The organism is Nocardia fusca NBRC 14340 (assembly GCF_001618425.1).
GTDB lineage: Bacteria > Actinomycetota > Actinomycetes > Mycobacteriales > Mycobacteriaceae > Nocardia > Nocardia fusca.
In genome coordinates this window covers 19,283-44,522 of the sequence record NZ_BDCU01000035.1, presented here as the reverse complement: position 1 = coordinate 44,522, position 25,240 = coordinate 19,283, and the positions used below count along the sequence as shown (strand labels likewise).

Below are 25,240 nucleotides of genomic sequence, written 5' to 3'. Positions count from 1 at the left end.
GACAGCGGGTGCGTATCCGGGCCCGGGTACGGCAGGATCGGTGCGGTGACCACATTGCCCGAGAAGGCCGCCGCATTCCTCGAACTCCATCGCCCCGGTGACCCGGTGATCCTGCCCACGGTATGGGACGCCTGGTCGGCGGATCTCGTCCAGCAGGCCGGTTTTCCGGCGCTCACGGTCGGCAGCCATCCGCTCGCCGATTCGCTCGGCAAATCCGATCACGAGGGTATGGCCTTCACCGATGTGCTCGGCCGCGTCCGGGAGATCACCTCCGCGGTGGATGTGCCGGTCTCGGTCGATCTCGAATCCGGTTACGGTGTCGAGCCGGCGGCGCTCATCGACGGGTTGTTGCAGGCCGGCGCGGTCGGCTTCAACCTCGAGGACACCGTGCACAAGGAAGGCGGGCGGCTGCGCGAACCGCAGGAGCACGCCGATCTCGTGGGCCGGTTGCGACAGGCGGCCGACGACAGCGGTGTGCACGTCGTCGTGAACGCCCGCACCGATCTGCTGCTCGCCCCCTCCGGTGATCCGGCCGAACTCGTCGGCCCGGCGATCGAACGGTTGCGGCTGGCGGCCGCGGCAGGGGCCGATGTGCTGTATCCGGTCGGCCGCTACGGGCCGGACGTGCTGGCCCGGCTGTGCGCCGAATTGCCGCTGCCGGTCAACGCGGTCACCCTGCCGGAGCAGGGAAACAAGGCCTATTTCGCGGAAGCCGGGGCGGCGCGCGTGAGTTTCGGGCCGTTCCTGCAGGCCGCGCTCGCGGTGGAGGCGAAACGACTGCTGGAACCCTGGAAGTGACTATCCGGCAGTGAACGGCGCGGGGCCCGGACCGGTCAGGATTCCGGGACGGGCTCCTCGTCGAGATCCACCGCGTCACGGTCGGCCCATTCGATCAGCTGCCGCAGATCGAATACCGCGTCGTCGATTCCCGCGTGCAGATCGCCGAGCCGGCGGTACCGGGCGGGCACGGTGGCCACGGTGAAATCTCGGGGATGGATATCGTCGATCTCGTCCCAGCCCACCGGGGTGGAGACAGTGGCCGCGGGATTGCCGCGGACCGAATACGCGGCGGCGATCGTATGGTCGCGCGCATTCTGGTTGTAGTCGATGAACAGTTGGGCCGGATCGCGGTCGCGCCGCCACCAAGTCGTCGTCACATCATCGGGAGCCCGGCGGCGAACCTCTTCGGCGAAGGCCAGGGCGGCGCGGCGCACCTGCTGGAACCCGTGCTCCGGCGCGATCCGCACATAGACGTGCAAACCCTTGCCGCCCGAAGTCTTCGGCCAGCCGACCGCGCCGATCTCGTCGAGCACCTCGCGGACCACCCCGGCCACCCGCTGCACCCGTGACCAGGGACAGTCCGGCATGGGGTCGAGATCGATCCGCCATTCGTCCGGACTTTCGGTATCGGTCCGGCGCGAATTCCACGGGTGGAACTCGACCGTGGACATCTGCACCGCCCAGATGACCTCCGCCAGGTCGCCGACACAGAGTTCATCGGCGTGCCGGCCGTAGCGCGGGAAGTACACCCGCACGGTCGACACCCAGTCCGGTGCGCCCGCGGGCAGTCGTTTCTGGTGCACTTTCCCGCCGGTCAGCCCCTTCGGGAAGCGGTGCAGCATGCAGGGCCGATCCCGCAGTGCGTTGACGATCCCGTCGCCCACGCTCAGGTAGTACTGCACCAGATCGAGTTTGGTCACGCCGGACTCCGGGAAGTAGACCCGGTCGGGGTTGGAGATACGCACCTCGCGTTCTCCGACTGTCAATTCCACCGCCGCGCCCGCGCCGCCAGCCATGCTCCGACCCTAGCCGCCGCACGCGGTTCGGGTTCGGTTGTCCGTGGCGCGTCGGTCGCGCGGCCGCGTTACGGGTACCGATATCTGTCCGCCGGTCGACGCCACGGTCCGGTTTCGGTGTGCTCAGTGGACGACGGGCTCCACCCAGCGGCGCAAAGCGTCGATGGTGGTTTCCGGGGAGGTGTTGAAGCACAACCGTATGCCGGGCACGAGCTCGACGACCACGTTCACCAGGCGTTCGAACAGCAGTGTGTGCTCGGCTGCCATGCGTACGCCCGCGCCGATCATCGCCACCCCGAACGACCGGCCCGCCGTGCATTCACGCAGCTTCGCTTCGGCCGCGTCCGGGTCCGCGGGTACCTGGCACGATACGAGGTCGAATCCGGCGTCACGGAGAGCCGTCTCACCCGCGGCGATCCGCGCGGTGAGGGTCGCCGCATCGATGTGCGGATAGCGGCTGTAGTCCACGGCACCGGGATCCAGGCCGATCGACAGTACGGTCGTCCCGCTCGAGTTCTGTCGTTCCATCGAATGGTCCTCCGATCTCAGATACACGAACAGTGCTGTACACAGTGTCAGCAGCGCGGTGACGATCGCCGCGGCCCTCACCATCGGGTAGTTCCGTTCCTGTCGAAGAACCCGCCGGTGGGCCCGTCGGGGCCGATCGATGCCAGACGGATGATGGCTTCGGCGCCTTCGGACACGGTCTGGAGGCCGGTGTGGCCGTTGAGGTCGGTGGCCGTGTAGCCGGGATCGACCGCATTGATATGGATATCGCCCAGTGCGCCGGCGTACATGGTGGTGAGCATGTTCAGGGCAGCCTTGGACGTCGAGTAGCCGAGCTCGGGTCGCACGAAGTCTTTCCATTGCGGATCGGTGACGGTCGTGATCGAGCCCATACCGCTGGAGACCATGACGATGCGCGGGTGGTCGGAAGCGCGTAGCAGGGGCAGGAAAGCGTGGGTCACCCGGATCGGGCCGAGGACATTGGTGTCCAACACCCGGCGCACCTCGTCGGCGCGGGTGTCGGCCGGAGGCGTGCCCTGCCCGCCGATCGCGGCATTGTTGACCAGCACGTCCAGGCGGCCCGTCTCGGCCCGGACCGCGGCCGCCGCGGCGGCCACGGATTCGTCGGAGGTCACGTCCAGCGTGACGAGACGAGCCCGCACGCCTCGCTCGGCCAGCTCCGCCACTGCGGCGGCACCGCGTGCGGGATCGCGAGCTCCGAGGAACACCTCCCAGCCCGCTCCGGCCAGCCGGCGGACGGTTTCCCGGCCGATTCCCTTGTTCGCGCCGGTTACCAGCGCGATCGTCGTTGTTGTCACGCTCGTAGTCTCGTGCCGCTCGCCTGTGGACTCCAGGGACGGCGAGGCATGGGAGAGCGGGTCCCACCCCCGCACCGCCGGCCTCCGGCACCATAGGACGGTGGACAGAGCTGAATTGGCCATGGTGCTGCGCACGGCGCGGTCACGCATCGAACCGGCCGAGGTGGGTTTCGCGGCGGGATCCCGCCGACAGGTGCCCGGGCTCCGGCGGGAGGAAATCGCGCAACTGGCGGGGCTCAGCGTCGATTACATCGTCCGGCTCGAGCAGGGGCGCGGCTCCAAACCTTCCGATCAGGTGCTCGGTGCCTTGGCGCGGGCGCTGCGGTTGAGCGACTCCGACCGTGATCTGATCTTCCGGCTCGCCGGGTCCGAGCCCCCCGGAGTCGGACGCATTCCCATGCTGGTCCGGCCGAGCGTCATGCGGCTGCTGGACCGCTTGGCGGGTCTGCCCGCGCTGGTGTTATCCGCCAAATCCGATGTGCTGGCCTGGAACCCACCGGCGGCAGCGCTGCTCGGTGACTGGTCCGCACTGCCGCCCGCGCAGCGAAACCTCATCTGGCAGCGGTTTCTCGGAGCCGGACCGGACCGGGTGGTCGAGACAGGAGAACAGTCCGGGGCCGACTGCGTCGGTTGTCTGCGTACGGCGCAGGCCAGATACCCCCAGGATCCGAGTCTCGCCGGGCTGATCGACGAACTCCGGTCCGGCAGCCCGCGGTTCGACGAGTTGTGGCGGGCCGGGCGCTCCGGACGGCTGCGTAGCCGCACCGCTTCGGTCGTCCATCCGGAGTTGGGCACCCTCACTCTGGACTGCGATGTTCTGTCGGTGCCGGAGGCAGATCAGACGGTCATCGTCTACTCGGCCGGGACCGGCACCGCTACCGCCTCGGCACTCGAACTGCTCCGTCTCCCCGGCCGCGCGTGATCCGGCCCCGGCGGGCGCAGCGCGGCGCGTTGTTCCGGGAACGAGGTACCGGGGAACTCCGATGCCGACGTGCCGGGCAAGCTACCCGAGCGTCGTATCGATGACCCGGCTCGGCGGAGGCGAGTCGGTGTCGGCGGACTCCGCGGCCGTCAGGCTGCCCAGCAGCGACAACGCGCGCTCGGACGGTGAACCGGGTTCCGCGTGGTAGACGATGAGCGTCTGCCCGGGTACACCGTTGACGGTGAAACTCTCGAAGGAGAGGGTCAGTTCGCCGACCATCTCGTGATGGAACCGTTTCGTCCCGGCCGTTTTGGTGCGCACATCGTGCCGGGCCCACAACTGCCGGAAATCCTCGCTCTTGAGCGACAGTTCGCCGACGAGTTCGGTCAATTGCGGATCGTCCAGATCGGTGCCCGCCGTCGCGCGCAGACTGGCGACCGTATCCGCGGCGATCGAGTTCCATTCGGGGTACACATCGCGCGCCCGGGGGTCGAGGAAGACCATCCGCACCTGGTTGATACCGGGGACCGAGCACGCGTTCACCGCGACGGCCAGCGGGTTGGCCGCCAGGACGTCGAGGCTGCGCCCCAGCACGAGGGCCGGCGTCCGCTCCCACAGATTCATGAGCCGCAGCAGTCCGGGCGCCACGCGTTCGGGCCGGCGGGGTCGCTTCGGCCGGGCCGGCGCCGGGCGGGCCAGCTCCCGCAGATGCGCGGTGCCTTCCTCGTCCAGCGCGAAGACCCGGGCCAGGGCGCTGACCACCTGCTCCGAGGGATGTTTGTCCCGGCCCTGTTCGAGCCGGATGTAGTAGTCCGCACTCACCCCGGCCAATAACGCGATCTCCTCCCGCCGCAGTCCGGCGACCCGCCGCTGCCCGCCGCCGGGCAACCCGAAGTCCTCCGGCCGGACCAGTTCACGACGGGCTCGCAGGAACGCGCCCAGGCGGTTGTCCGAATGCATGTGTTCCAGGGTAGGGCGGGCCCTACCCGGCCGGGTGGCCCTGTGACTACCAGGAAGTGCGCGACCTGGCAGCCCGCCCGGCCCGGAGCGAGGGTCGAAGCATGACGAACAACGTGAATTCGAACGGACGGGTGGCCGTGGTCACCGGAGCTTCCAGCGGAATCGGTGCCGCGACCGCGCGCCGGCTCGCCGCGGAGGGCGCGCGGGTCGCGGTGCTGGGCCGCCGCAAGGAACGCATCGAAGAACTGGCCGCCGAACTCGGGGGCGGCGCGATCGCGGTGGTCGCCGATGTGACCGACCGCGATTCGGTCCGCGATGCCGCCGCCACGGTGCGGGCGGCGCTGGGGCCGGTCGATCTGGTGGTGGCGAATGCGGGTGTGATGCTCGGCGCGCCCTTCGAAGCCGCCGAGGTCGACGAGTGGGATCAGATGGTCGGGACCAATGTGACCGGCCTGCTGCACACCGCGCGGGCCTTCATCGATGATCTGCTCGCGGCCGCCGGTGCCGGCAACCGGGCCGATCTGGTGCTGGTGGGGTCGGTCGGTGGGCACGCCGTATTCCCCGAGTACGCCGTGTACACCGCGACCAAGGCCGCGGTGGCGCATCTGACCCGCAACCTGCGCGCCGAATTCGGTCCCCGGGGAGTCCGGGTGAAGAACGTCGAACCCGGTTTCGTGGCCACCGAACTCGGCGCGGGTATGCGCGGGGAGAAGCAACAGGCCCAGCTGTCGGAGTGGCGTACGGCTTTCACGATCCTGGAGCCGGAGGATATCGCGGACGCGATCGCGTTCGCCACCTCGGTGCCGGCGCGGCTGAATGTGGCCGAGCTGATCCTGGTGCCCACGCAGCAGGGCTGATTTCCCGGCGAAAGGCCCCGTTCCCGCGCAGTGCCGAGCGGGAGCGGGGCCGGCGAACGGGCTCAGCGCGCCGTCGGGACGAGCGACCGCTCGGCGCCGCGGTCCCCGCCCACCGCGGGCAGAACTCCGCCCACCCAGACGGCGAGGGTGAAATACACGATCTGTTCCGGGATCCGGAACCACAGCGGCGTGGCCGCTTCTCCGTTGAGCGGAATGTCGTTCAGCGCGGCATGGATATTTGCCGGGATCATGATCACGAGCAGCGCCGCGAGACCCAGGCCGGCCCAGCGGCGGGTGACGGTCACTACCAAACCCACGGCACCTGCCAGTTCCAGGACGCCCGTGGCGTAGACCGCGAAATCCGCGAACGGGACGAACGGGGGAACCATCGCCGTCAGGTCGTCGTGGCTGGGCATCACGGTGACCGAGTCGGGTACGAAATGCGCCAGTCCGGTCATGGTGAACAGGAACGCCAGTCCGTGGGCGGCGCTGACCCGCCAGGTGGCGAAGCGCTGGACGCCGATCCGGCCGAGTAGCCGCAGGACCAGCGTGGGGACCACGAACAGCATCAGGGTGTCGAACATGAGGTTCCTCCGAGGCAGGAGTCGGTTGTCCGGTCGCGCGGCGCCGACGTCTTGTGGTTATCGACTGATAACAAATTAAGATTATGCATCGGATGATAACTAGTCAATACGCGGCTCGGCCGTGGTGCGAACAGTCCTCCGGCGGCTTTGTCGGCCCACTCTCCGTCGGTTGGGCACTCGGTTCGCTGGGCGGCGTAATGGTCGGTGAACCTCGGGTGTGCGAGGGTGCGGGGCAGCGCGCGGTACCGGCCCGGACCGCCGCACCCGCCGACCGGCCCGGAGAAGTGTGCATGACCTCTCGACTCGAACGACCCACCACGGCGCAGTCGCCACCGCCGGACGACGGTGCCGCACGGCGGACCCTGGACGGCCGTGCCGCACAGGAGCGACAGAACGACGGCGCTGCGCGGGAGAGGCCGGGCGGCACGCGGTACCGGCAGCGGGAGTTGCGGCGCACAGCGCTCGCCACGCTGCTCGCGGCCGTGATCACCCCGGTTGCGGTCGGTATCGCGGCCAACGGCGCGGCGACCAGCGGCCGCTGGTGGGACTCCACGGACCGCTGGCTCTCACCCGCACAGTCGCTGCTCGGGGCGGCATTGTTACTGATGGTCGTCGGACTGGCGGCGTACGAACCGGCGGCGGCGGTAATCGCCGGGCTGGTGTGGGGCGCGCTGCCCGCCGCCGTCCAGATCGCCGCGCCGGGACAGACCTATCGGTTGATCTCGTCGCTGCCCGGCCTGCCCGCCGACCTCGCCCGTGCGCTGCACACCTGGTTGTCGAGCGGGGTGGTGCTGTCGATCGGTGTCCTGTTGGCCGGTGCCGGAATCGCCGTCGCGCTATGTCGGCGCAGACTGCCCGGCTGAGGGCCGCCGATGACCTCCCGCCGCACGATTACCCGGGTGGCGCCGGTGGCGGAGCGGCCGCGGGATCGTTGGCGCGCACTGTCCGGACCGCCGCCGCGTCCGGGCGGAGCAGTGCACGATTATCCGCGCGCGATATACGAACCGCCGCCGCGTCCGGTATGCCGGGCGACCGGAAACCGCCCGGCAAACCGGCACCGCGGATCGGATCCGCACTCACCGCGATCTCAGCCCTTCACACACAGCACCTGACGCAGCGTCGCCACCACATCGACCAGATCGCGCTGGGCGTCGATCACCTCGTCGATGTTCTTGTACGCGGCCGGGATCTCGTCCACCACGCCCGCGTCCTTCCGCGACTCCACCCCCTCGGTCTGGGCGATCAGATCCGCGACGCTGAACTGCCGCTTGGCCGCGTTACGGCTCATCCGGCGGCCCGCGCCGTGGGACGCGGACTGGAACGAATCCGGATTGCCCTTACCACGCACCACATAGGACCGCGTACCCATCGAGCCCGGAATGAGCGCCATATCGCCCGCTCCGGCCCGTACCGCACCCTTCCGGGTCACCAGCATCGGCACACCGTCGATCGTCTCCTCCGCCACATAGTTGTGGTGACAACTGATGGGGGTATCGAACCGGACCTCCCGGGTCGGGAACTGCTTGCGCACCGCCTCGCACACCAGCGCCAGCATCACCGCGCGGTTGCGTGCCGCGTACTCCTGGGCCCAGGTCAGGTCGTGGCGGTAGGCGGCCATTTCCGGGGTGTTCGCCAGGAACACCGCCAGATCGCGATCGACCAGGTTCTGGTTGTGCGGCAGTTTGCGCGCCACCGCCATATGCCGTTCGGCCAGTTCCTTGCCGATATTGCGGCTCCCCGAATGCAGCAGGATCCAGACCTGATCGTCCTGGTCCAGGCACACCTCGATGAAATGGTTGCCGCCGCCGAGCGAACCCATCTGCTTGTGCGCCTTGGACTCTCGCGACGCCACGGCATCGTCGAGGTCTCCGAACGCCGACCAGAACCGGTCCCAGCCGGTGCGCAGGGGCGCCGTGGCGACTCCGGACGGGCCGGGCGCCAGCTTGTTCACCGGCACCGGGTGCTGGTGGGCGGCGAAACCGACCGGTACCGCCGCCTCGATCGCCGACCGCAGCGCGCGCAGATCGTCGGGGAGGTCGGCGGCGGTGAGATCGGTGCGGACGCTCTCCATCCCGCAACCGATGTCCACGCCCACCGCGGCCGGGGCGACCGCGTCGCGCATGGCGATCACCGAACCGACCGTGGCGCCTTTCCCGAGGTGCACATCCGGCATGACCCGGACGCCGTGGACCCATTCCAGCCGGGCGATATTGCGCAGCTGTTGCAGCGCCGCCGCCTCGATATCGTGCTCGTGGGCCCACATCAACGTCCGTGCCCGGGCGCCGGACAGCTCGACGGGAAACATCGTCTCGTTCCTTCCCTCCGGGGCGGACCGATATCCGCCGCCGTAATTCCACGGTAGGCCGCCGGCTACGGGGAGGCGATCGATTTTCCGAGTGGGTGTGGGTGGGGCGTCCGGGCCCGCGGCGTGCGCCGACGGCGACGGGGGCGGCGACGTCTCACGGAGGGGGGTCGCCCGGCCCGGCGGACAGGGCGGCTTCGATATCGGCGCGCGACGGAATGGCGGCGCTGGCGCCCAGCACGGTGGTGGCCAGGGCACCCGCGGCGCAGGCGAACCGCAGAGCCTCGGCCGGGCCCCGCGACCAGCGGACGGCCAGGGCTCCGGCGAAGGTGTCACCCGCGCCGGTGGTGTCGACGACATCGACCGCCGGCCCGGCGACGGAGGTCTGCGTACCGTCCGGCCCGCGGTGGCGCGCACCGTCCGCGCCGAGCGTGACCACCAGATGCGGCACCCGGTCGAGCGTGCCGCCCAGGTCCTCGGCCTCGCCCCGGTTCACCACCGCCACATCCACCCGGCTCCACAACTCCGCCGGAAGACGCTGCGCCGGAGAGGGGTTCAGTATCACGGTGGTGCCGTTGTCCCGGGCGTGCCGCACCGCTTCCTCGATGGTCGGGATCGGGACCTCGAGCTGGCACAGCAGGATATCGGCCGCGGCGACGGCGGCGAGATCGCCGGCGCGCAGGCCGCGCAACTCGGCATTGGCACCGCCCACCACGATGATCGAGTTCTCGCCCCCGGCGTCGACCACGATCGAGGCGATACCGCTGGGGCCCTCGATGGTGCGCAACCCGGTGGTGTCGACCCCGGCCCCGGTCAGCACCGCGCGCAGTCGCGGCGCGAAGACATCGGTGCCGATCGCGCCGAGGAACATCACCTGCCCACCCGCCCGGCTCGCCGCGACCGCCTGGTTGGCGCCCTTCCCGCCGGGCACCATCGTGAAGCCGCGGCCCAGGACCGTTTCGCCGGGTGCGGGCCGGTGATCGGTGGTGGTCACCAGATCCATGTTGATACTGCCGAGTACAGCGATCAGCGGAGTGGTCACGGGGAGAACCTAGCGCGGTGAGCGTCGAGATAACCGATTTTCCCGGTGCGTAGGCTATAAGCCATGACGGTAGAGACCACCGCTGATTTCGATATGCGTGCGGCCGTGCACGAGGCCGCCCGCCGGGCGCGGGTCGCTTCCCGGGTCCTCGCCCAGCTCACCACCGACCGGAAGAACGAGGCGCTGCACGCCGCCGCGGACGCGCTGCTCGCCGCCGCCGGCACCGTGCTGGAGGCCAACGGCGAAGACCTGGTCGCGGCGAAAGCGGCCGGCACCGAGGACTCGCTGCTCGACCGGCTGCGGCTGACCAAGGACCGGATCGACGGTATCGCCTCGGGGTTGCGCCAGGTGGCCGGACTACCGGATCCGGTGGGTGTCGTGGAGCGCGGGTCGACGCTGCCGAACGGACTCGAGATCCGCCAGATCCGGGTGCCCCTCGGCGTGGTCGGCATGGTCTACGAGGCGCGGCCGAATGTCACCGTCGACGCGTTCGGGCTGGCGCTGAAGTCCGGGAACGCGGCGCTGCTGCGCGGCTCGTCGTCGGCGGCGCGGTCGAACGCGGCGCTGGTCGCCGTGCTGCGGGACGCGCTGAGCGGGGTCGGCATCCCGGCCGACGCGGTCCAGCTGCTGCCGAGTTCGGATCGTTCCAGCGTGACCCACTTGATCCAGGCCCGGGGCCTGGTGGACGTGGTCATCCCACGCGGTGGCGCGGGCCTGATCAACGCGGTGGTGCGCGACGCCAAGGTCCCGACCATCGAAACGGGTACCGGCAACTGCCACGTCTACGTGCACTCCGGTGCCGATCTGGATATGGCCGAAGAGATCCTGATCAACGCCAAGACCCGCCGCCCCAGCGTGTGCAATGCGGCCGAGACGGTGCTGATCGACGCGGCCATCGCGGAGACGGCACTGCCGCGGCTCAGCAAGGCGCTCGCCGACAAGGGCGTCACCTTGCACGGCGATCTCGACGGGATGGTCCCGGCCACCGACAAGGACTGGGGCGAGGAGTACCTGACCCTCGATATCGCGGTGAAGGTCGTCGACGACCTGGACACCGCGATCGAACACATCAACACCTGGGGCACCGGGCACACCGAGGCCATCGTCACCGGTGAACTGGCCGCGGCCGACGAATTCTCGCGCCGGGTGGACGCGGCGGCGGTCATGGTGAACGCCTCCACGGCCTTCACCGACGGCGAACAGTTCGGTTTCGGCGCCGAGATCGGCATCTCCACGCAGAAACTGCACGCCCGCGGTCCGATGGGGCTGCCGGAACTCACCTCCTCGAAGTGGGTTGTGCGGGGTTCGGGGCAGATCCGTCCCGCCTGACGACGCGTGGTCCCCGCTGTCGGCGGGGCGTTCCGGGCCGGCGCCGGCCCCGCCGCTCGGTCGGCCGGCGCTGTCGTTCCGCACGTGGGCCGTCGCGGTCCGCGGGGTCGATCATCGGCCTGGCGGCCCGGTGGTACCCGTCTCTTGGCCCCGGGGGACGACGCCGGGCGCGTGACCGCCCGGTAGCGTGGGTGGAGAGTTCGACGGAAGGACGGCCCGATGGAGCCCGCGAGTACCCCCACCCCGCCGGTTCAGGAGCCGATCTTCGCATCGGTCGAGGATGTGGTGCACCGCCTCGCCGAGACCGGATACCTGGCCGACAAGGCCACCGCGACCTCGGTCTTCCTGGCCGACCGGCTCGGTAAACCACTACTCATCGAAGGTCCGGCGGGTGTCGGCAAAACGGAGCTGGCGCGGGCCGTGGCACAGACGGCGAACGCCGGACTGGTGCGGTTGCAGTGCTACGAGGGCGTGGATGAGGCGCGGGCGCTCTACGAATGGAACCACGCCAAACAGATCCTGCGGATCCAGGCATCCAGCGGAAACGACTGGGCCGAGACCGAATCCGATGTGTTCACCGAGGAATTCCTGCTGTCCCGGCCCCTGCTCACCGCGATCCGGCGTACGGACCCGACGGTGCTGCTCATCGACGAGACCGATAAAGCCGATGTGGAGATCGAGGGCCTGCTGCTCGAGGTACTGAGCGATTTCGCGGTGACCGTGCCGGAGCTCGGCACCATCACCGCGACCCGGACCCCGTTCGTGGTTCTCACCTCCAACGCCACCCGTGAACTGTCCGAGGCGCTCAAGCGGCGCTGCCTCTATCTGCACCTGGACTTCCCGGACGAGGATCTCGAACGGCGGATCCTCGCGAGCCGGGTCCCGGAACTACCCCAGGCGGTGGCCACCCAGCTGGTGCGGATCGTGCACGTGCTGCGCGGAATGCAGTTGAAGAAACTGCCCTCGGTCGCCGAATCCATCGATTGGGCCCGCACCCTGCTCGCACTCGGGCACACCGAACTCGACGACGCCACCGTCCGGGAAACGCTGGGCGTGGTGCTCAAACACCGCAGCGACCACCAGCGGGCGCTGGCCGATCTGAAACCGGCCTGACCGTGGTGGCCACCGACGACCTGCCCCTCGCCCCGCACGGTCTACCTGGGCACCTGGTCGGTTTCGTGGAGGCGCTGCGGGCGCGGGGGATTCCCGTGGGCCCGTCGGAGACGGTGGACGCGGGCCGGGTGCTGTCGGTGCTGGACCTGCTGGACCGGGAGTCGGTTCGCGAGGGACTGGCCTGCGCCCTGTTGCGGCGCACCACCCATCGCGGCACCTACGACGGACTCTTCGACCTGTGGTTCCCGGTGGCCATCGGGGACCGCGCGGCTGCCGCGGAGGCCGAGATCCCGTACCGCGACGACGGAGAGGTCGATATTCCCGCACTGCGGCGCATGCTGGCCGAGATGCTCGCCGACGAGGATTCGGGACAGCAACAGGCGCTGATGGCCGCTCAGCTGGTCGAACAGCTGGGGCAGTACCGGTCGGCGCGGGGCGCGTCCTTCTCGTCGTATCAGGCGTTGAAGGAGGTGCAGCCGCAGACGCTGCTCGCGCAGATCCTGGCCGCCATGGCCACGCCCGGTATGAGCGATTTCGATACCGAGATCGCGCGCCGGGCCGCCCGCTCCCGTATCGAGAAGTTCCGGCGCACCGTGGAAGCCGAGACCCGGCGGCGGGTGGCCGAACGCATCGGTAAGGAACGGGTCGCCTCCTACGGGGTCCCGCGGCAGGCCGAAGAAGTGGATTTCCTGCGGGCTTCGCAGGCAGAGCTGGCCGAACTGCGGCGCAGCACGCAGCGGCTGGCCCGGATCCTGGCATCGCGGCTGGCGGTGCGGCGCCGGCACGCCAAACGCGGCGAGATCGATCTACGCAAAACCCTGCGCAAATCCATGTCCACCGGCGGGGTACCGATCGATCTGGTGAACCGCAAACCCCGGCCCGGCCGCCCTGAGCTGGTCCTGCTCTGCGATGTGTCGGGCTCGGTCGCCGGTTTCAGCAATTTCACGCTGCTCCTGGTGAGCGCGTTGCGTGAGCAGTTCTCGAAGGTCCGGATCTTCGCCTTCGTCGATCACACCGACGAGGTGACCAGGTTCTTCGATCCGCACACCCAGCTCGACGAAGCCATGCAGCGGATCTTCGCCGAGGCCGATATCGTCGGCTTCAACGGCCACTCCGACTACGGCAGCGCGCTGACGAGCTTCGCCGAAGCGTTCCCGGACGCCGTCACCAGCCGCAGTTCCCTGCTGATCCTGGGTGATGCCCGCACCAACTACCGCGACCCCGAACTGCCGACCCTGCGTGAGCTGGTCGAGGTCGCCAAGCACGCGCACTGGCTGAACCCGGAACCACGCACCAACTGGGGATCCGGGGATTCGGCCGCCGACCGGTACCAGCAGGTCATCGAAATGCACGAATGCCGGTCGGCGGCGCAGCTCACGGCTGTGGTCTCCCGGTTGCTACCGGTCTGATATGCCTCCGCCGGCGCTTCGGCCACCGCGGACCGCAAGCGCCCCCACAGACGAAGGCCGATCGGTCGGGAGGGGCCGGTGGCCGACCCGTTAAGCTCGACACTCATGCACGGAACGGGCCGGGGTGGACGCAAGCTGGGTGTGATGGGCGGCACCTTCGACCCCATCCACCACGGACACCTGGTCGCGGCCAGTGAAGTCGCGCACCGGTTCGACCTCGACGAGGTGATCTTCGTCCCCACCGGGCAACCCTGGCAGAAGACCGATCGCCAGGTCAGCCCCGCCGAGGACCGGTACCTCATGACGGTGATCGCCACCGCCTCCAACCCGCGGTTCTCGGTGAGCCGGGCGGATGTGGAGCGGAGCAAGGTGACCTACACCGTCGACACCCTGCGTGATCTGCACGCCCAGCACCCGGGCGCGGAACTGTTCTTCATCACCGGGGCCGACGCGCTGGCCAGCATCCTCACCTGGCAGGATTGGGCCGAACTGTTCGAGCTGGCGAAATTCGTGGGGGTCAGCCGGCCGGGGTACGAGCTGAACATCGACCATCTCGCCGACCATCTGCGAGGTTTGCCCGACGACGCGGTCACCATGATCGAGATCCCCGCGCTGGCCATCTCGTCGAGCGAATGCCGCCGTCGCGCGGCCGAGGGGCGGCCGGTCTGGTATCTCGTACCGGACGGGGTCGTGCAGTACATATCGAAGCGGCATCTCTACGTGCCCGCTCGAGCGGAAGGTGATGGAAACGTGAACGAGGTGCTGGCATGAGCGGGGTACGCCCGGCGGCGGAAGCCTGCGTGACCACGGAGGCCGTGCGGCGCCCGTGCCCGGAGGTGACAGCGTGAGCGCGACGGAAGAGGCGGTGCGGATGGCGACCGTCGCCGCCCTGGCCGCGGACGAGAAGCTGGCCGCCGATGTGGTCGTGCTGGACGTCTCCGAACAACTCGTGATCACGGACTGCTTCGTGATCGCTTCGGCGCCGAACGAGCGCCAGGTCAATGCCATCGTCGATAATGTCGAAGAGAAACTGCGCGCGGCCGGACACAAACCGGTACGCCGGGAAGGGACCCGCGAGGGCCGTTGGGCGCTCTTGGACTACGTCGACGTGGTGGTGCATATCCAGCACAACGACGAACGTAATTTCTATGCGCTGGAACGGTTGTGGAAAGACTGCCCCATCGTTCCGGTCGAGGGGATCGGCGCGCCACCGGCCGCCGGAGACGAAAGTGCTGGAGAAACCGAGTGAGACAGAAAACCGGTGTGCGCACCCTGATCCTGTTGCGCCACGGGCAAACCGAATGGAACGCAAGCGACCGGATGCAGGGGCAGATCGACACCGATCTCACCGATCTGGGACGACGGCAGGCGAAAGAGGCGGCGCGGGAACTGGTGTCCCACAAGGCCGTCGGCTTGATCTCCTCCGATCTGCGACGCGCCTACGACACCGCGCTGGCGCTGTCGGAGCATTCCGGACTCGAAGTGGTCCGGGAGCCGCGGCTCCGGGAGACCCACCTCGGTGACTGGCAGGGGATGGGGGATGTCGAGGTCGATTCCCTCTATCCCGGTGCCCGGCTGGAGTGGCGGATGGACCCCACCTTCACCCCGCCCGGTGGGGAATCGAAGCTGGAGGTCGGTGCCCGCGCACTGCCGGTCGTGCAGGAGTTGTTCGACGAGCGGCAGGATTGGCCCGGCGCCACTATGATTCTCGTGGCGCACGGCGGGCTGATCGCCGCGCTCACGGCCGCGTTGCTCGATCTGCCGCCTCGGAACTGGCCGGCCCTCGGTGGCCTGGCCAATGCCAGCTGGGTGCAGCTGAGCAGCCACGGCCCGAGCCCGGACAGGCCCGGCTGGCGTCTCGATGTGTGGAACGCAGCGGCGAAAGTAGCACCCGATGTCATCTGAAGACCTGAACCGCCAGATACCGGACGAACTGTTCCGGAAGGTATCCGCGAAACCGGAGCGCGCGCTACCCGACGCCCTGTTCGGCCCGGCGCCCGAACGGGAGGCGGACGGGACCGCCGACGACACCGATGCCGCCGAGGACGGCGACGTCCGGAAGGCAGTCTGACCCCCAGGAGGATTCCGCAGTGACTTCCACGTCGGCGGGTACGCATATGCCCGATCCGGGTAGCGAACCGGAGAACACCGGCCCGGACACGGGTTCTGTCACGGAGATGGATCCCGCGCCACGGATCGCGCCGGACGTGGAGGTCACAACGGATCCCGCGGTCCCCACCGGGTCCCCGGATCCCGGCGCCCCGCGACCGGTACTGCTGGTGATCGCCGATTCGCTGTCCTATTTCGGGCCCAAAGGGGGTCTGCCGGCCGATCATCCCCGTATCTGGCCGAACCTGGTGGCGGCCGAACTCGATTGGGATGTCGAACTCGTCGCCCGGATCGGCTGGACCTGCCGGGACGCCTACTGGGCGCTGATCGGTGACCCGCGGGTCTGGGCTGCCGTCCCGCGAGCCGGTGCCGTGGTCTTCGCGGTGGGCGGCATGGATTCGCTGCCCTCGCCGTTGCCCACCGCACTACGGGAAATGATCCGCTATGTGCGGCCGTCGGGTCTGCGCCGGGTGGTGCGCTCGGCGTACCAGTGGATTCAGCCCCGGGCCGCGAAACTCGGCCGCCCGGTGGCCCTTCCGCCCGAGGTGAGCGTGGACTATCTGGAGCAGTGCCGGACGGCGCTGGACCAGCTCCGGCCCGAGCTGCCCGTGGTCGCGGTGCTGCCGTCGGTGCACGACTGCGCGGCCTACGGCCGGGTGCACAGCGGCCGCGAACCGGCGGTGCGTGTCCTCCAGGCCTGGTCGCGACGGTGCGGCGTCCCGCTGGTGGATCTGAAGGCGGCGGTCCACGACAACATCTACTCCGGCGAGGCCAACCCCGACGGGATCCACTGGGGCTGGGACGGGCACACCGAGGTCGCCAAGGCGATGGTGAAAACGCTGCAAGAGGTCCGGTGAGACGTGGCGGTCGTGGTCGTCACCGATTCGTCCGCCAGCCTGCCCGCGGCGTTGATCGGCGAGCTGGGTATCGAGGTGGTGCCCCTGCACGTGCTGGTGGGGGATACGCAGATCCGGGAGGGCGTCGACGAGTTCGCCGTCGACTACACCGCCGATGACGTCACCACGTCGGCGCCGTCGCCGGGTGAACTGCGCGACGCCTATACCGAGGCGCTGCGGCGCAGCCGCGGCGACGGTGTGGTCGCGGTGCATCTGTCCCGGCAGCTCTCGGCGACCTGGGAGGCGGGCCGGCAGGCCGTCCGCGATATGGACGCTGCGGAGTCGGTGCTGCTGGTGGATTCGCTCGGCGCGGGTCTGGCGACCGGTTTCCCGGTACTGGCCGGCGCGCGGTGCGCGGCCGCCGGCGGTACGCTCGCGGCCGTGTACGAGGCCGCGGTCCGGGCGGCGGCGGGTTCCCGCACGTTCTTCGTGGTGAATCGCACCGAGCAACTGCGTCGCGGGGGACGGCTCAGTACGGCAGCGAGTTTCTTCGGCAGCGAGCTGGTCAGCAAACCGGTATTGCAACTGGTGGAGGGGCGGCTGGAGTTACGGGACAAGGTGCGTACCCGGTCGAAGGCGTTCGCGAAGCTGGTCGCGGCCGCCGAGGAGGCTGCCGGGGCGGGGCCGGCCGCGGTGGGGGTGCAGCATCTGGCCGCCGTCGAGGCCGCCGAGACGGTGATGAGCCAACTGCGCGAACGTCTTCCGCAGGTCACCGAGGTTCACATCGCCGAATTCGGGCCGGCACTGGCCGTCCATCTGGGGGTCGGGGCGGTCGGGGTCCTGGTACTCCCCGGCGGGTGCGGCTGACCGGCCACGGTAACCACGGCCACCGTTCATCCACAGGCCGAAGTTGTCCACAGGTCTATCGAAATCTCAGGTGGGCCCAGGTTTCCGATGATCGGCCGGGCCTAGCGTCGCGGGCATGGCACCACACGACGAGCGTGAACGGGTACGCAGACAATTGGGCGGCCACCTCGGTGAGTTACCGCGGGACGACCCGGAGGGCCGGGCGCATCCGTGGCCGGACTCCACGCTCGCCGAAGCCGATGCGGTACGCACCCCTCGATGGCTGGACGACGAACCCGCCCCGCCCGGCCGGTGGGACCGCCTGATCCCCGATCGATTCCGAGGCGCACGCCTGGACACCGGGCGGCGCGGGGTGGCGGCCATGGCGGGTATCGGCCTGCTCGCCGGGCTGCTCACGGTCGTGATGGTTCTGTGGGACCGTCCGGTCGCACAATCGGTTCCCCCGCTGCCCGCGGTTGCGCCGGCCGCGCTGCCGGTGGATTCCCCGGAAGCCGCGCCGGCGCCTCGCCCGGCGGAGCCGGCGCCGACCGGAGCACAGCCCGCCGAACTGGTGGTGAGTGTGGTGGGTCTGGTGAACCGGGCAGGCCTGGTGCGGCTGCCACCCGGCGCCAGGGTCGCCGACGCGATCTCGGCGGCGGGCGGTGCGCTGAACGGCGCGGACCTGGCAGGACTGAACCTGGCCCAGCGGCTGGCCGACGGCGACCAGGTCCGGGTGGGCCCCGGCGAACCCGGCGGGGCGCTGCCGGGCAGCGCGACGATCAGCGGCGGTTCGGCGGGGTCCCCGCCCGCCGCCGGTACGAACGGTGGTGGGGCCGGAGCCGGTACACCGGTGGATCTGAACGCCGCCACCGAAACCGAACTCGACGCACTGCCCGGAGTCGGGCCGGTGACCGCGAAGGCGATCATCGCCTGGCGCCAAACCAACGGACGGTTCACCGATGTGGAGCAGTTGGCCGAGGTGGACGGTATCGGTCCGGCCCGGCTGGCGCGGCTGCGCGAACTGGTGACCGTATGAGGGCGCTGTCCGTGCGGGCGCGTGGCGAGGGCATCGAACCGGTGCCGGATTCCGACCCGGGTGGCGGCGCGATCCCGAAGCAGAGTCGGCGTTACGCGCGGGTGGTTCGCGGTCGGCGAACCGGTCCCGGCCTGGGGTGCGGCGCCCGGTCCGGGCGGTGGAGTCGCACCCGGGAAACGGGCGCGGTTCGCACGGTAGGGGCTGCCCTCATCGACGACTTCACCGGGCGCCCTGTTGTCCGCGGGCGAGGCCGGCGGTTGCTCTGGCAGATCGTGCGGATATTCGGACAGGTGTGCCGGTGAGGGCGACGGCGGACACCGCACTCCGGCAGCGAGGAACGGAAGCCGAAGGTGACGCGGCGGGCCCGGAGACGGTGCTGGACGCGCGGTTGCTACCGGCCGCGCTGACCTGCTGGCTCGTCACCCTCCTCGCGGTCGGCGCCGGCTGGGTCACCGGGGTGTGCGTCGCGCTCGCGCTGGCCGTGCTCGCCCTGATGTCCTGGGCACTGCTGTGGACCGGGATCGCCCACCGCAGCGAACGCCGCCGTGTCGTGGCGACCGTGGTGCTGGGTGCCGCGCTGATCGGTTCGGCGTTCGCCTGCGCCGGCGCGTGGCGGGAGCACCGGGTCGGTGCTCATCCGCTGCGCTCGGTGCCGGCCGCGGCGACGGTCGAGGTGGTGATGGTGCCGGGGGATGACCCGAAACCGGTACGTAGCAGTGGGTCCGGGCGCGGTCGGCTCTGGGTGGTGCGCGGCGAACTCCGGCAGTTCCGCTATCGCGACCAGGTGGTACGCGGCGGTGGTGCGGTGGTCGTGCTGGCTGCGGGGCCGGGCTGGGCGGAACTACTGCCGGGGCAGCCGATCGAATTCCGGGCTCGGCCCGCGCCCCCGCGCAATCACGATCTGACGGTGTCCACCCTGCGGCCGGTGGACGAACCGGCCATCGCGGGCCCGCTGCCGTGGTGGCAGGGGGCCGCCGACTCGGTGCGTTCGGATCTGGTCGCGGCAGCCGGCCGGGCACTCGCACCGGATGCGGCGGGACTGTTGCCCGCGCTCGTCGCCGGAGACACCTCGGCGCTGAGCGACCGGGTGCACGACGACTTCGTCGCCGCGGGCCTCCAGCACCTGACGGTTGTCAGCGGTGCGAACTTCTCGATCCTGCTCACCGCGGTGCTCGCCACCACCCGCCTGCTCACCCTCGGCCCGCGTCTGTCGCTGCTCTGTGCCGCGGTGGCGCTGGTGTCGTTCGTGATCATCGCCCGGCCCGACCCCAGCGTGCTACGTGCCGCGGCGATGGGATCGGTGACGCTACTGGCCTTGCTGACCGGCCGCCGCAAACAAGCCCTGCCCGCGCTCTGTGCCGCGGTGATCGCCCTGCTGGCGCTGCAGCCCGCGCTCGCCGTTGAGGCCGGGTTCGCGCTCTCGGTTCTCGCGACCGGTGCTCTACTTCTACTCGCCCCCAGCTGGGCCGATCATCTGCGGGCCCGCGGCTGGTGGCGACTACCCGCCGAACTGGTCGCGGTGGCGGCCGCGGCCTTTGTTGTCACCACACCGCTCACCATCGCGATATCGGGGCAGCTCAGCCTGGTGGCCGTGGCCGCCAATATTCTCGTGGCTCCGGTGATCGCCCCGATCACCATCGGCGGAGCCCTGGCGGCCGTGGTGGCCACCTGCTGGGGCGCCCTCGCTCACCTCGTCCTGTGCCCGATCGGGCCGCCGATGTGGTGGCTGCTCACCGTGGCGACCGAGGCGGCCGCCGTACCGGGCGCGGTCGTCACGGTCCCCGGCGGTACACCGAGCGGCCTGCTCGCCGCCGTGGTCGTCGCCGGTGGAATCGCGGCCCTGCGGTGGGCCCGTATCCGGCGTGTGCTGTCGGCCGTATCCCTCGGAGTTCTCGCCGCGTACCTGCTACTGGTCTTCGGGTTCGGCTGATCCGCCATTCCCTGGGCCGGCCGGAACCCGCCGGCGGACCCGTGGCCGGCCGGATCCCGGGCGCGAATATCGGCCGGCCACCGTACTCGGCAGCTCGAACCGGGGACGACCGCGCCGGCGGCGTAGCCGATCGAATACTTCGATCTTCCGGCGTCCTGCCTCGCCCTGCCTCGGCGGGATTTCGAGGGGCCTCGAAGTCGGCACCGCCCGGGCTGCGGCAGGTGGTCGGAGGGCGGCCGTACGATCGGAGCCGTGAGCGAGCGACCTGCGGCCCTGCATCTGGTGCTGGGCGATGAGGAACTGCTGATCCAGCGCGCGGTGGCCGGGGTCACCGGGCAGGTGCGGGCGGTCGCGCCGGACCCGGACTCCGTCCCGGTGGATCGGTTGCGGGCCGGTGATGCCAGCAGTGCGGAGTTGGCGGAACTGCTGAGCCCCTCGCTGTTCGCCGAGGACCGGGTGATCATTCTGGAGGCGGCGGATCAGGCCGGTAAGGAGGCCGTCGCGGTGATCTCCGAAGCCGCCGCGGCCCCACCCGAGGGGGTGGTGCTGATGGTGGTGCACTCCGGTGGGGGGCGCGCCAAGGCCATGGTGCCCGCATTGCGGAAGGCCGGGGCGGTGGTGCACGAATGCGCGAAGCTCACCAAGGCCTCGGAGCGATCCGAATTCGTCCGGGCCGAATTCCGGGGCGCCGGGGCACGGGTGTCGGCGGAGGTGGTGCAGGCCGTACTCGACGCGGTGGGTTCGGAACTGCGTGAACTGGCGGCGGCCTGCTCGCAGCTGGTCGCCGATACCGGGGGGAAGCTCGATGTCGCGGCGGTGCGCCGGTACTACTCCGGCAAGGCCGAGGTGTCCGGTTTCGAAGTCGCGGACCTGACCGTGGCCGGGAATCGGGCGGGCGCGGTGGAGGCGCTGCGCTGGGCACAGGACCGGGGGGTGCCGCATGTGGTGCTGGCCGACGCACTGGCCGATTCCGTGCACACCATCGCGAAGGTGGGATCGGCGGGGCGCGGGGATCCGTTCAAACTGGCGGGTCCGCTGGGCATGCCGCCGTGGAAGGTGAAGAAGGCCCAGTCACAGGCCCGCGGCTGGACTCCGGCCACGATCGGGTCGGCGCTCCAGGTCGTGGCGACCCTGAACGCCGATGTCAAAGGCGGCGCCGCCGATTCCGGGTTCGCGCTCGAGGACGCCGTACTGAAACTGCTCGCCCTGCACGGGCGCAGCTGACGGGGCAGGCGTAGGACCGGCGGGAGGACGGTCGCTATTCGACCGCGCTGAGCCCCAGCGCTTCCTCGGCCGCTTCGTCGTAGCGGCCGTCCCACTCCTCATAGACGGGCGTCTCCTCGTCCCGGGTGACCATCCAGACCACCACCGGACCGCCGTCGTCATCCGCCGGGACCAGCACATTTTCGATCTTGACGCCGATACCGAGGACTTCGGCGGCCCGGATCACACCGGGCAGGTCCTCGGCCTGGACTACCGATTGGTTCGCATACACCGTAACCATGCGCCGCATGCTACGGCAGGAAGCGGACAACCGGACCGGCGCCATCCGGGAACGGCCGGAAAAGCCGCGCTGACCGGGGTCCGGGAACACCAAAAGCCGCCGTGGTCCTCAATGCCGCGGCGGCCGGTTGTCGAAAGAGTTCAGTCGATCAGAGCTTGTTCAGCGCGGTCGCCATCGCCGACTTCTTGTTGGCCGCCTGGTTGGCGTGGATGACGCCCTTGGAGGCAGCCTTGTCGAGCTTGCGGCTCACGAAACGGAGGCGCTCGGCGGCCGCTTCCTTGTCACCGGACGCGGCAGCGGTCCGGAACGCGCGGATGTAGGTGCGCAGTTCGGACTTCACCGACTGGTTGCGCTGACGCGCCGCCTCGTTGGTGCGGATCCGCTTGATCTGGGACTTGATATTGGCCACGCCGGTATCCTCTGGTTCCTGTTTGGTTCGGTCGGAAAGTCTGTGTGCACCCCCGCCCTGGTGCTCGTCCACCGAAGGGAACAGCCGGGCACGGGGTAGGCAACGCCGATTGGCCAGGTTACCAGCACGTGGCGACGCGACGAAATCGTGGGCGGATCGTCACATCGCGGCGATGTCGTGGTGCCGGTCGAAGGCCCCGCGTGATGTCCCCCGCGATCGGCACAGGAGTTTCCCAGCAGGACCCGGGTGTTTCCCGGTGTGCGCCTGCGGGGGTCCTGGACGCGCCGGGGTACAGGCTGCTCTTCGGCCGCTCCCGGGACCTGGAGGTCCGACCGGGCGCGTCAGCTCCAGCGATATTCGCGGACGAGCCGGTGGGCGACCAGGTCGAACAGTTTGCGCGGCAGGATGGCGCCCTCACGGCGGATACCGTCCTCGGGGACATCGAGCACCCGGTCCAGCCGCACCCAGCTGTCCCGGCCCTGGTGATCCCAGGTGCCCGCGCCGATCCCGATCCAGTCCGGATCGTCGCCGCGTACCGGGTTGGAGCTGAGCATGAGTCCGAGCAGCGTGTGCCCGTCGCGGCCGACCACCAGCACCGGACGGTCCTTGCCGTTGCTCGGATCCTCTTCGAAGGGGACCCAGGTCCAGACGATCTCGCCGGGGTCGGCGCGACCGTCCAGCTGGGGGGCGTACACCACGCGTCGCGCGCGGTGCGCGGTCGGTACCGGGGTGGAGGCGGCGGGCCGTACCGGGACGCCGCCGGGTGCGACGGGACGGCGGCCGCGGCCCGAACCGTCGCGGGCGCCTCGCCGGTCGAGCAGGGCCTCGACCAGTCGCGGCGCCTGCCGCTTGACGATCTTCGGACCCTGTTGTTTCGCGATCGCGGTGAGTTGCTTGCCGAGACTGTTCCAACTTCGGGCCATCTCAGGAGGATAACGTCACGGCGGCGCCGGGGATATCGCCTCCGGTGGGCCGCGGCGGGACCTGGGCGGCGGCGGGCGCGGTCCAGCATGGGACGATGGTCGTCAGTACGCCCGATACCCCATGAGGAGTGGAGTGCCCGCCAGCTTCGCCGATACGACGTTCACCGATCCGTCGCGGATCCGGAACTTCTGCATCATCGCGCACATCGATCACGGCAAGTCGACGCTGGCCGACCGGATGCTGCAGCTCACCGGTGTCGTGGAGGGCCGGCAGATGCGTGCGCAGTACCTGGACCGGATGGATATCGAGCGGGAACGCGGTATCACCATCAAGGCCCAGAACGTGCGGCTGCCGTGGACGCCGCGGTCCGGGGAGCACGAGGGCGAGGATTTCGTCCTGCACCTGATCGATACGCCGGGCCACGTGGACTTCACCTACGAGGTGTCCCGGGCGCTGGAGGCGTGTGAGGGCGCGATCCTGCTGGTCGATGCCGCGCAGGGGATCGAGGCACAGACCCTGGCGAATCTGTACCTGGCGCTGGACAAGGACCTGGAGATCATCCCGGTCCTGAACAAGATCGACCTGCCGGCCGCCGATCCGGAGCGTTACGCGGCCGAACTCGCCCATATCGTCGGCTGCGAGCCCGAGGATGTGCTGCGCGTCTCCGGGAAGACCGGGGTGGGCGTGACCGAACTGCTGGATCGGGTGATCGAGCGGGTTCCGGCGCCGGTCGGGGACCCGGATGCCCCCGCGCGGGCGATGATCTTCGACTCGGTCTACGACACCTACCGCGGCGTGGTCACCTACGTCCGGGTGGTGGACGGCAAGCTGACACCGCGCGAGAAGATCAAGATGATGTCCACCGGCGCGACCCACGAGTTGCTCGAGATCGGCATCGTCTCACCGGAACCCAAGCCCACCCAGGGCCTCGGGGTCGGGGAGGTCGGCTATCTGATCACCGGTGTGAAGGATGTCCGGCAGTCGAAGGTCGGCGATACCGTGACCGCCGCTCGCAACGGCGCGATCGAACCGCTCACCGGCTACCGCGAACCGCGTCCGATGGTCTACTCGGGGCTGTATCCGGTGGACGGGTCGGACTACCCGGATCTGCGTGACGCGCTGGACAAACTCCAGCTCAACGATGCCGCTCTCACCTACGATCCGGAGACCTCCGTGGCGCTCGGGTTCGGTTTCCGCTGCGGGTTCCTGGGTTTGTTGCATATGGAGATCACTCGCGAGCGCCTGCAACGCGAATTCGGTCTCGACCTGATCTCCACCGCGCCGAACGTGGTCTATCGGGTGGTGATGGAAGACGGCACGGAACATACCGTGACGAATCCGTCGTACTGGCCGGAAGGCAAGGTGCGCGACGTCTTCGAGCCGGTCGTCAAGGTCACCATCATCTCGCCGAGCGAATTCATCGGCGCCATCATGGAGTTGTGCCAGTCGCGGCGCGGCGACCTCGGCGGGATGGACTACCTGTCGGAGACCCGCGTCGAACTGCGCTACACCCTGCCGCTGGCCGAGATCATCTTCGATTTCTTCGATTCGCTGAAATCGCGGACCCGCGGCTACGCCTCACTGGACTACGAGGAGTCCGGGGAACAGGAATCGCAGCTGGTCAAGGTGGATATTCTCCTCCAGGGCGAGGCGGTCGACGCGTTCAGTGCCATCGTGCACCGCGACGCCGCCCAGGCCTACGGGCACAAGATGACCACCAAACTGCGCGAACTGATCCCGCGTCAGCAGTTCGAGGTGCCGATCCAGGCGGCCATCGGTTCCAAGATCATCGCCCGCGAGAACATCCGCGCCATCCGCAAGGACGTGCTGGCCAAGTGCTACGGCGGTGACATCAGCCGTAAGCGCAAACTGCTGGAGAAGCAGAAAGAGGGCAAGAAGCGGATGAAGACGATCGGCCGGGTCGACGTCCCGCAGGAAGCCTTCGTCGCGGCGCTGTCCTCCGACGCGCAGTCCGATAAGCCGAAGGACAAGAAGTAGCGGTCCGAT

27 protein-coding genes are annotated in these 25,240 nt (G+C 69.6%); 17 read left to right on the top strand and 10 right to left on the bottom strand.

Going from position 1 to position 25,240, the window contains the following annotated elements:
* Positions 1-45: 45 nt before the first annotated feature.
* Entirely contained in the window at positions 46-798 is a 753-nt protein-coding gene (locus NF4_RS22935; RefSeq protein WP_063129439.1) for an isocitrate lyase/PEP mutase family protein, read from the top strand.
* Between the two features lie 35 nt (positions 799-833).
* On the opposite strand, the gene ligD is transcribed toward NF4_RS22935, so the two are convergent.
* The 3 genes from ligD to NF4_RS22920 all read right to left on the bottom strand — a co-directional run bounded on the left by ligD (position 834) and on the right by NF4_RS22920 (position 3,121).
* Complete coding sequence (ligD, locus tag NF4_RS22930; protein ID WP_063129438.1) at positions 834-1,796, bottom strand: non-homologous end-joining DNA ligase; 963 nt, start codon at positions 1,794-1,796, stop codon at positions 834-836.
* Between the two features lie 123 nt (positions 1,797-1,919).
* Positions 1,920-2,408 carry a hypothetical protein gene (locus NF4_RS22925; protein ID WP_198165431.1) on the bottom strand — a complete coding sequence of 163 codons (489 nt, stop codon included), beginning with the start codon at positions 2,406-2,408 and terminating at the stop codon, positions 1,920-1,922.
* The gene (locus tag NF4_RS22920) at positions 2,402-3,121 is read right to left on the bottom strand and encodes an SDR family oxidoreductase (protein ID WP_063129437.1); all 720 of its coding nucleotides are present in this window, start codon (positions 3,119-3,121) and stop codon (positions 2,402-2,404) included. Before NF4_RS22920 ends, NF4_RS22925 begins: the two co-directional genes overlap by 7 nt.
* 100 nt (positions 3,122-3,221) lie before the next feature.
* On the opposite strand from NF4_RS22920, the gene NF4_RS22915 reads away from it, so the two are divergent.
* A complete protein-coding gene (locus NF4_RS22915; protein ID WP_063129436.1) occupies positions 3,222-4,043 on the top strand; it encodes a helix-turn-helix transcriptional regulator in 822 nt (273 codons plus the stop codon).
* A gap of 81 nt (positions 4,044-4,124) precedes the next feature.
* Here the strand turns inward: NF4_RS22915 and NF4_RS22910 are convergent, their stop codons facing one another.
* Positions 4,125-5,003 carry a helix-turn-helix transcriptional regulator gene (locus tag NF4_RS22910; protein ID WP_063129435.1) on the bottom strand — a complete coding sequence of 293 codons (879 nt, stop codon included), beginning with the start codon at positions 5,001-5,003 and terminating at the stop codon, positions 4,125-4,127.
* Between the two features lie 101 nt (positions 5,004-5,104).
* On the opposite strand from NF4_RS22910, the gene NF4_RS22905 reads away from it, so the two are divergent.
* Positions 5,105-5,860, top strand: coding sequence for an SDR family oxidoreductase (locus NF4_RS22905; RefSeq protein ID WP_063129434.1), 756 nt, complete (start codon positions 5,105-5,107; stop codon positions 5,858-5,860).
* Between the two features lie 62 nt (positions 5,861-5,922).
* Here the strand turns inward: NF4_RS22905 and NF4_RS22900 are convergent, their stop codons facing one another.
* The gene (locus NF4_RS22900) at positions 5,923-6,444 is read right to left on the bottom strand and encodes a DoxX family protein (protein ID WP_063129433.1); all 522 of its coding nucleotides are present in this window, start codon (positions 6,442-6,444) and stop codon (positions 5,923-5,925) included.
* 290 nt (positions 6,445-6,734) lie between these two features.
* Between NF4_RS22900 and NF4_RS22895 the strand changes: the two genes are divergently transcribed.
* Positions 6,735-7,307, top strand: a complete 573-nt coding sequence (locus tag NF4_RS22895; protein ID WP_232330608.1) for a hypothetical protein — start codon at positions 6,735-6,737, stop codon at positions 7,305-7,307.
* A 224-nt stretch (positions 7,308-7,531) separates the two neighbouring features.
* Here the strand turns inward: NF4_RS22895 and NF4_RS22885 are convergent, their stop codons facing one another.
* Positions 7,532-8,749, bottom strand: coding sequence for an RtcB family protein (locus NF4_RS22885; protein WP_063129431.1), 1,218 nt, complete (start codon positions 8,747-8,749; stop codon positions 7,532-7,534).
* A 154-nt stretch (positions 8,750-8,903) separates the two neighbouring features.
* Positions 8,904-9,788, bottom strand: a complete 885-nt coding sequence (locus tag NF4_RS22880; protein WP_084533353.1) for a ribokinase — start codon at positions 9,786-9,788, stop codon at positions 8,904-8,906.
* 63 nt (positions 9,789-9,851) lie between these two features.
* Here NF4_RS22880 and NF4_RS22875 point away from each other — a divergent pair, with 63 nt between their 5' ends.
* The 12 genes from NF4_RS22875 to holA all read left to right on the top strand — a co-directional run bounded on the left by NF4_RS22875 (position 9,852) and on the right by holA (position 21,620).
* Complete coding sequence (locus NF4_RS22875) at positions 9,852-11,117, top strand: glutamate-5-semialdehyde dehydrogenase (protein ID WP_063129430.1); 1,266 nt, start codon at positions 9,852-9,854, stop codon at positions 11,115-11,117.
* 219 nt (positions 11,118-11,336) lie between these two features.
* On the top strand, positions 11,337-12,230 hold the full coding sequence (locus tag NF4_RS22870; protein ID WP_063129429.1) for an AAA family ATPase: 894 nt from the start codon (positions 11,337-11,339) through the stop codon (positions 12,228-12,230).
* A 5-nt stretch (positions 12,231-12,235) separates the two neighbouring features.
* The gene (locus tag NF4_RS22865; RefSeq protein WP_232330607.1) at positions 12,236-13,639 is read left to right on the top strand and encodes a vWA domain-containing protein; all 1,404 of its coding nucleotides are present in this window, start codon (positions 12,236-12,238) and stop codon (positions 13,637-13,639) included.
* Positions 13,640-13,744: 105 nt separating this feature from the next.
* On the top strand, positions 13,745-14,410 hold the full coding sequence (gene nadD, locus NF4_RS22860) for a nicotinate-nucleotide adenylyltransferase (protein ID WP_063129428.1): 666 nt from the start codon (positions 13,745-13,747) through the stop codon (positions 14,408-14,410).
* A 73-nt stretch (positions 14,411-14,483) separates the two neighbouring features.
* Entirely contained in the window at positions 14,484-14,888 is a 405-nt protein-coding gene (gene rsfS / locus NF4_RS22855) for a ribosome silencing factor (protein WP_030523197.1), read from the top strand.
* Positions 14,885-15,544, top strand: coding sequence for a histidine phosphatase family protein (locus NF4_RS22850; protein ID WP_063129427.1), 660 nt, complete (start codon positions 14,885-14,887; stop codon positions 15,542-15,544). Before rsfS ends, NF4_RS22850 begins: the two co-directional genes overlap by 4 nt.
* Entirely contained in the window at positions 15,534-15,710 is a 177-nt protein-coding gene (locus NF4_RS37945; RefSeq protein WP_157120518.1) for a hypothetical protein, read from the top strand. Before NF4_RS22850 ends, NF4_RS37945 begins: the two co-directional genes overlap by 11 nt.
* 19 nt (positions 15,711-15,729) lie before the next feature.
* Complete coding sequence (gene octT, locus NF4_RS22845) at positions 15,730-16,605, top strand: diglucosylglycerate octanoyltransferase (protein ID WP_232330606.1); 876 nt, start codon at positions 15,730-15,732, stop codon at positions 16,603-16,605.
* 3 nt (positions 16,606-16,608) lie between these two features.
* Positions 16,609-17,451: a DegV family protein gene (locus NF4_RS22840; RefSeq protein ID WP_063129426.1), complete on the top strand. Its 843-nt coding sequence runs from the start codon at positions 16,609-16,611 to the stop codon at positions 17,449-17,451.
* 115 nt (positions 17,452-17,566) lie between these two features.
* The gene (locus NF4_RS22835; RefSeq protein ID WP_063129425.1) at positions 17,567-18,466 is read left to right on the top strand and encodes a ComEA family DNA-binding protein; all 900 of its coding nucleotides are present in this window, start codon (positions 17,567-17,569) and stop codon (positions 18,464-18,466) included.
* Between the two features lie 298 nt (positions 18,467-18,764).
* Complete coding sequence (locus NF4_RS22825; protein ID WP_198165429.1) at positions 18,765-20,396, top strand: ComEC/Rec2 family competence protein; 1,632 nt, start codon at positions 18,765-18,767, stop codon at positions 20,394-20,396.
* A 252-nt stretch (positions 20,397-20,648) separates the two neighbouring features.
* Positions 20,649-21,620, top strand: coding sequence for a DNA polymerase III subunit delta (gene holA, locus NF4_RS22820; protein WP_084533352.1), 972 nt, complete (start codon positions 20,649-20,651; stop codon positions 21,618-21,620).
* Positions 21,621-21,654: 34 nt separating this feature from the next.
* Here holA and NF4_RS22815 read toward each other — a convergent pair whose 3' ends face one another.
* The 3 genes from NF4_RS22815 to NF4_RS22805 all read right to left on the bottom strand — a co-directional run bounded on the left by NF4_RS22815 (position 21,655) and on the right by NF4_RS22805 (position 23,232).
* On the bottom strand, positions 21,655-21,900 hold the full coding sequence (locus NF4_RS22815; protein WP_039823397.1) for a hypothetical protein: 246 nt from the start codon (positions 21,898-21,900) through the stop codon (positions 21,655-21,657).
* Positions 21,901-22,048: 148 nt separating this feature from the next.
* Positions 22,049-22,309 (bottom strand): 30S ribosomal protein S20, encoded by a 261-nt coding sequence (rpsT, locus tag NF4_RS22810; protein WP_063129422.1) that lies wholly within the window; start codon positions 22,307-22,309, stop codon positions 22,049-22,051.
* A gap of 341 nt (positions 22,310-22,650) precedes the next feature.
* A complete protein-coding gene (locus NF4_RS22805; protein WP_063129421.1) occupies positions 22,651-23,232 on the bottom strand; it encodes a type II toxin-antitoxin system PemK/MazF family toxin in 582 nt (193 codons plus the stop codon).
* Between the two features lie 121 nt (positions 23,233-23,353).
* Between NF4_RS22805 and lepA the strand changes: the two genes are divergently transcribed.
* Positions 23,354-25,231 (top strand): translation elongation factor 4, encoded by a 1,878-nt coding sequence (gene lepA / locus NF4_RS22800; RefSeq protein ID WP_063129420.1) that lies wholly within the window; start codon positions 23,354-23,356, stop codon positions 25,229-25,231.
* Positions 25,232-25,240: the final 9 nt, after the last annotated feature.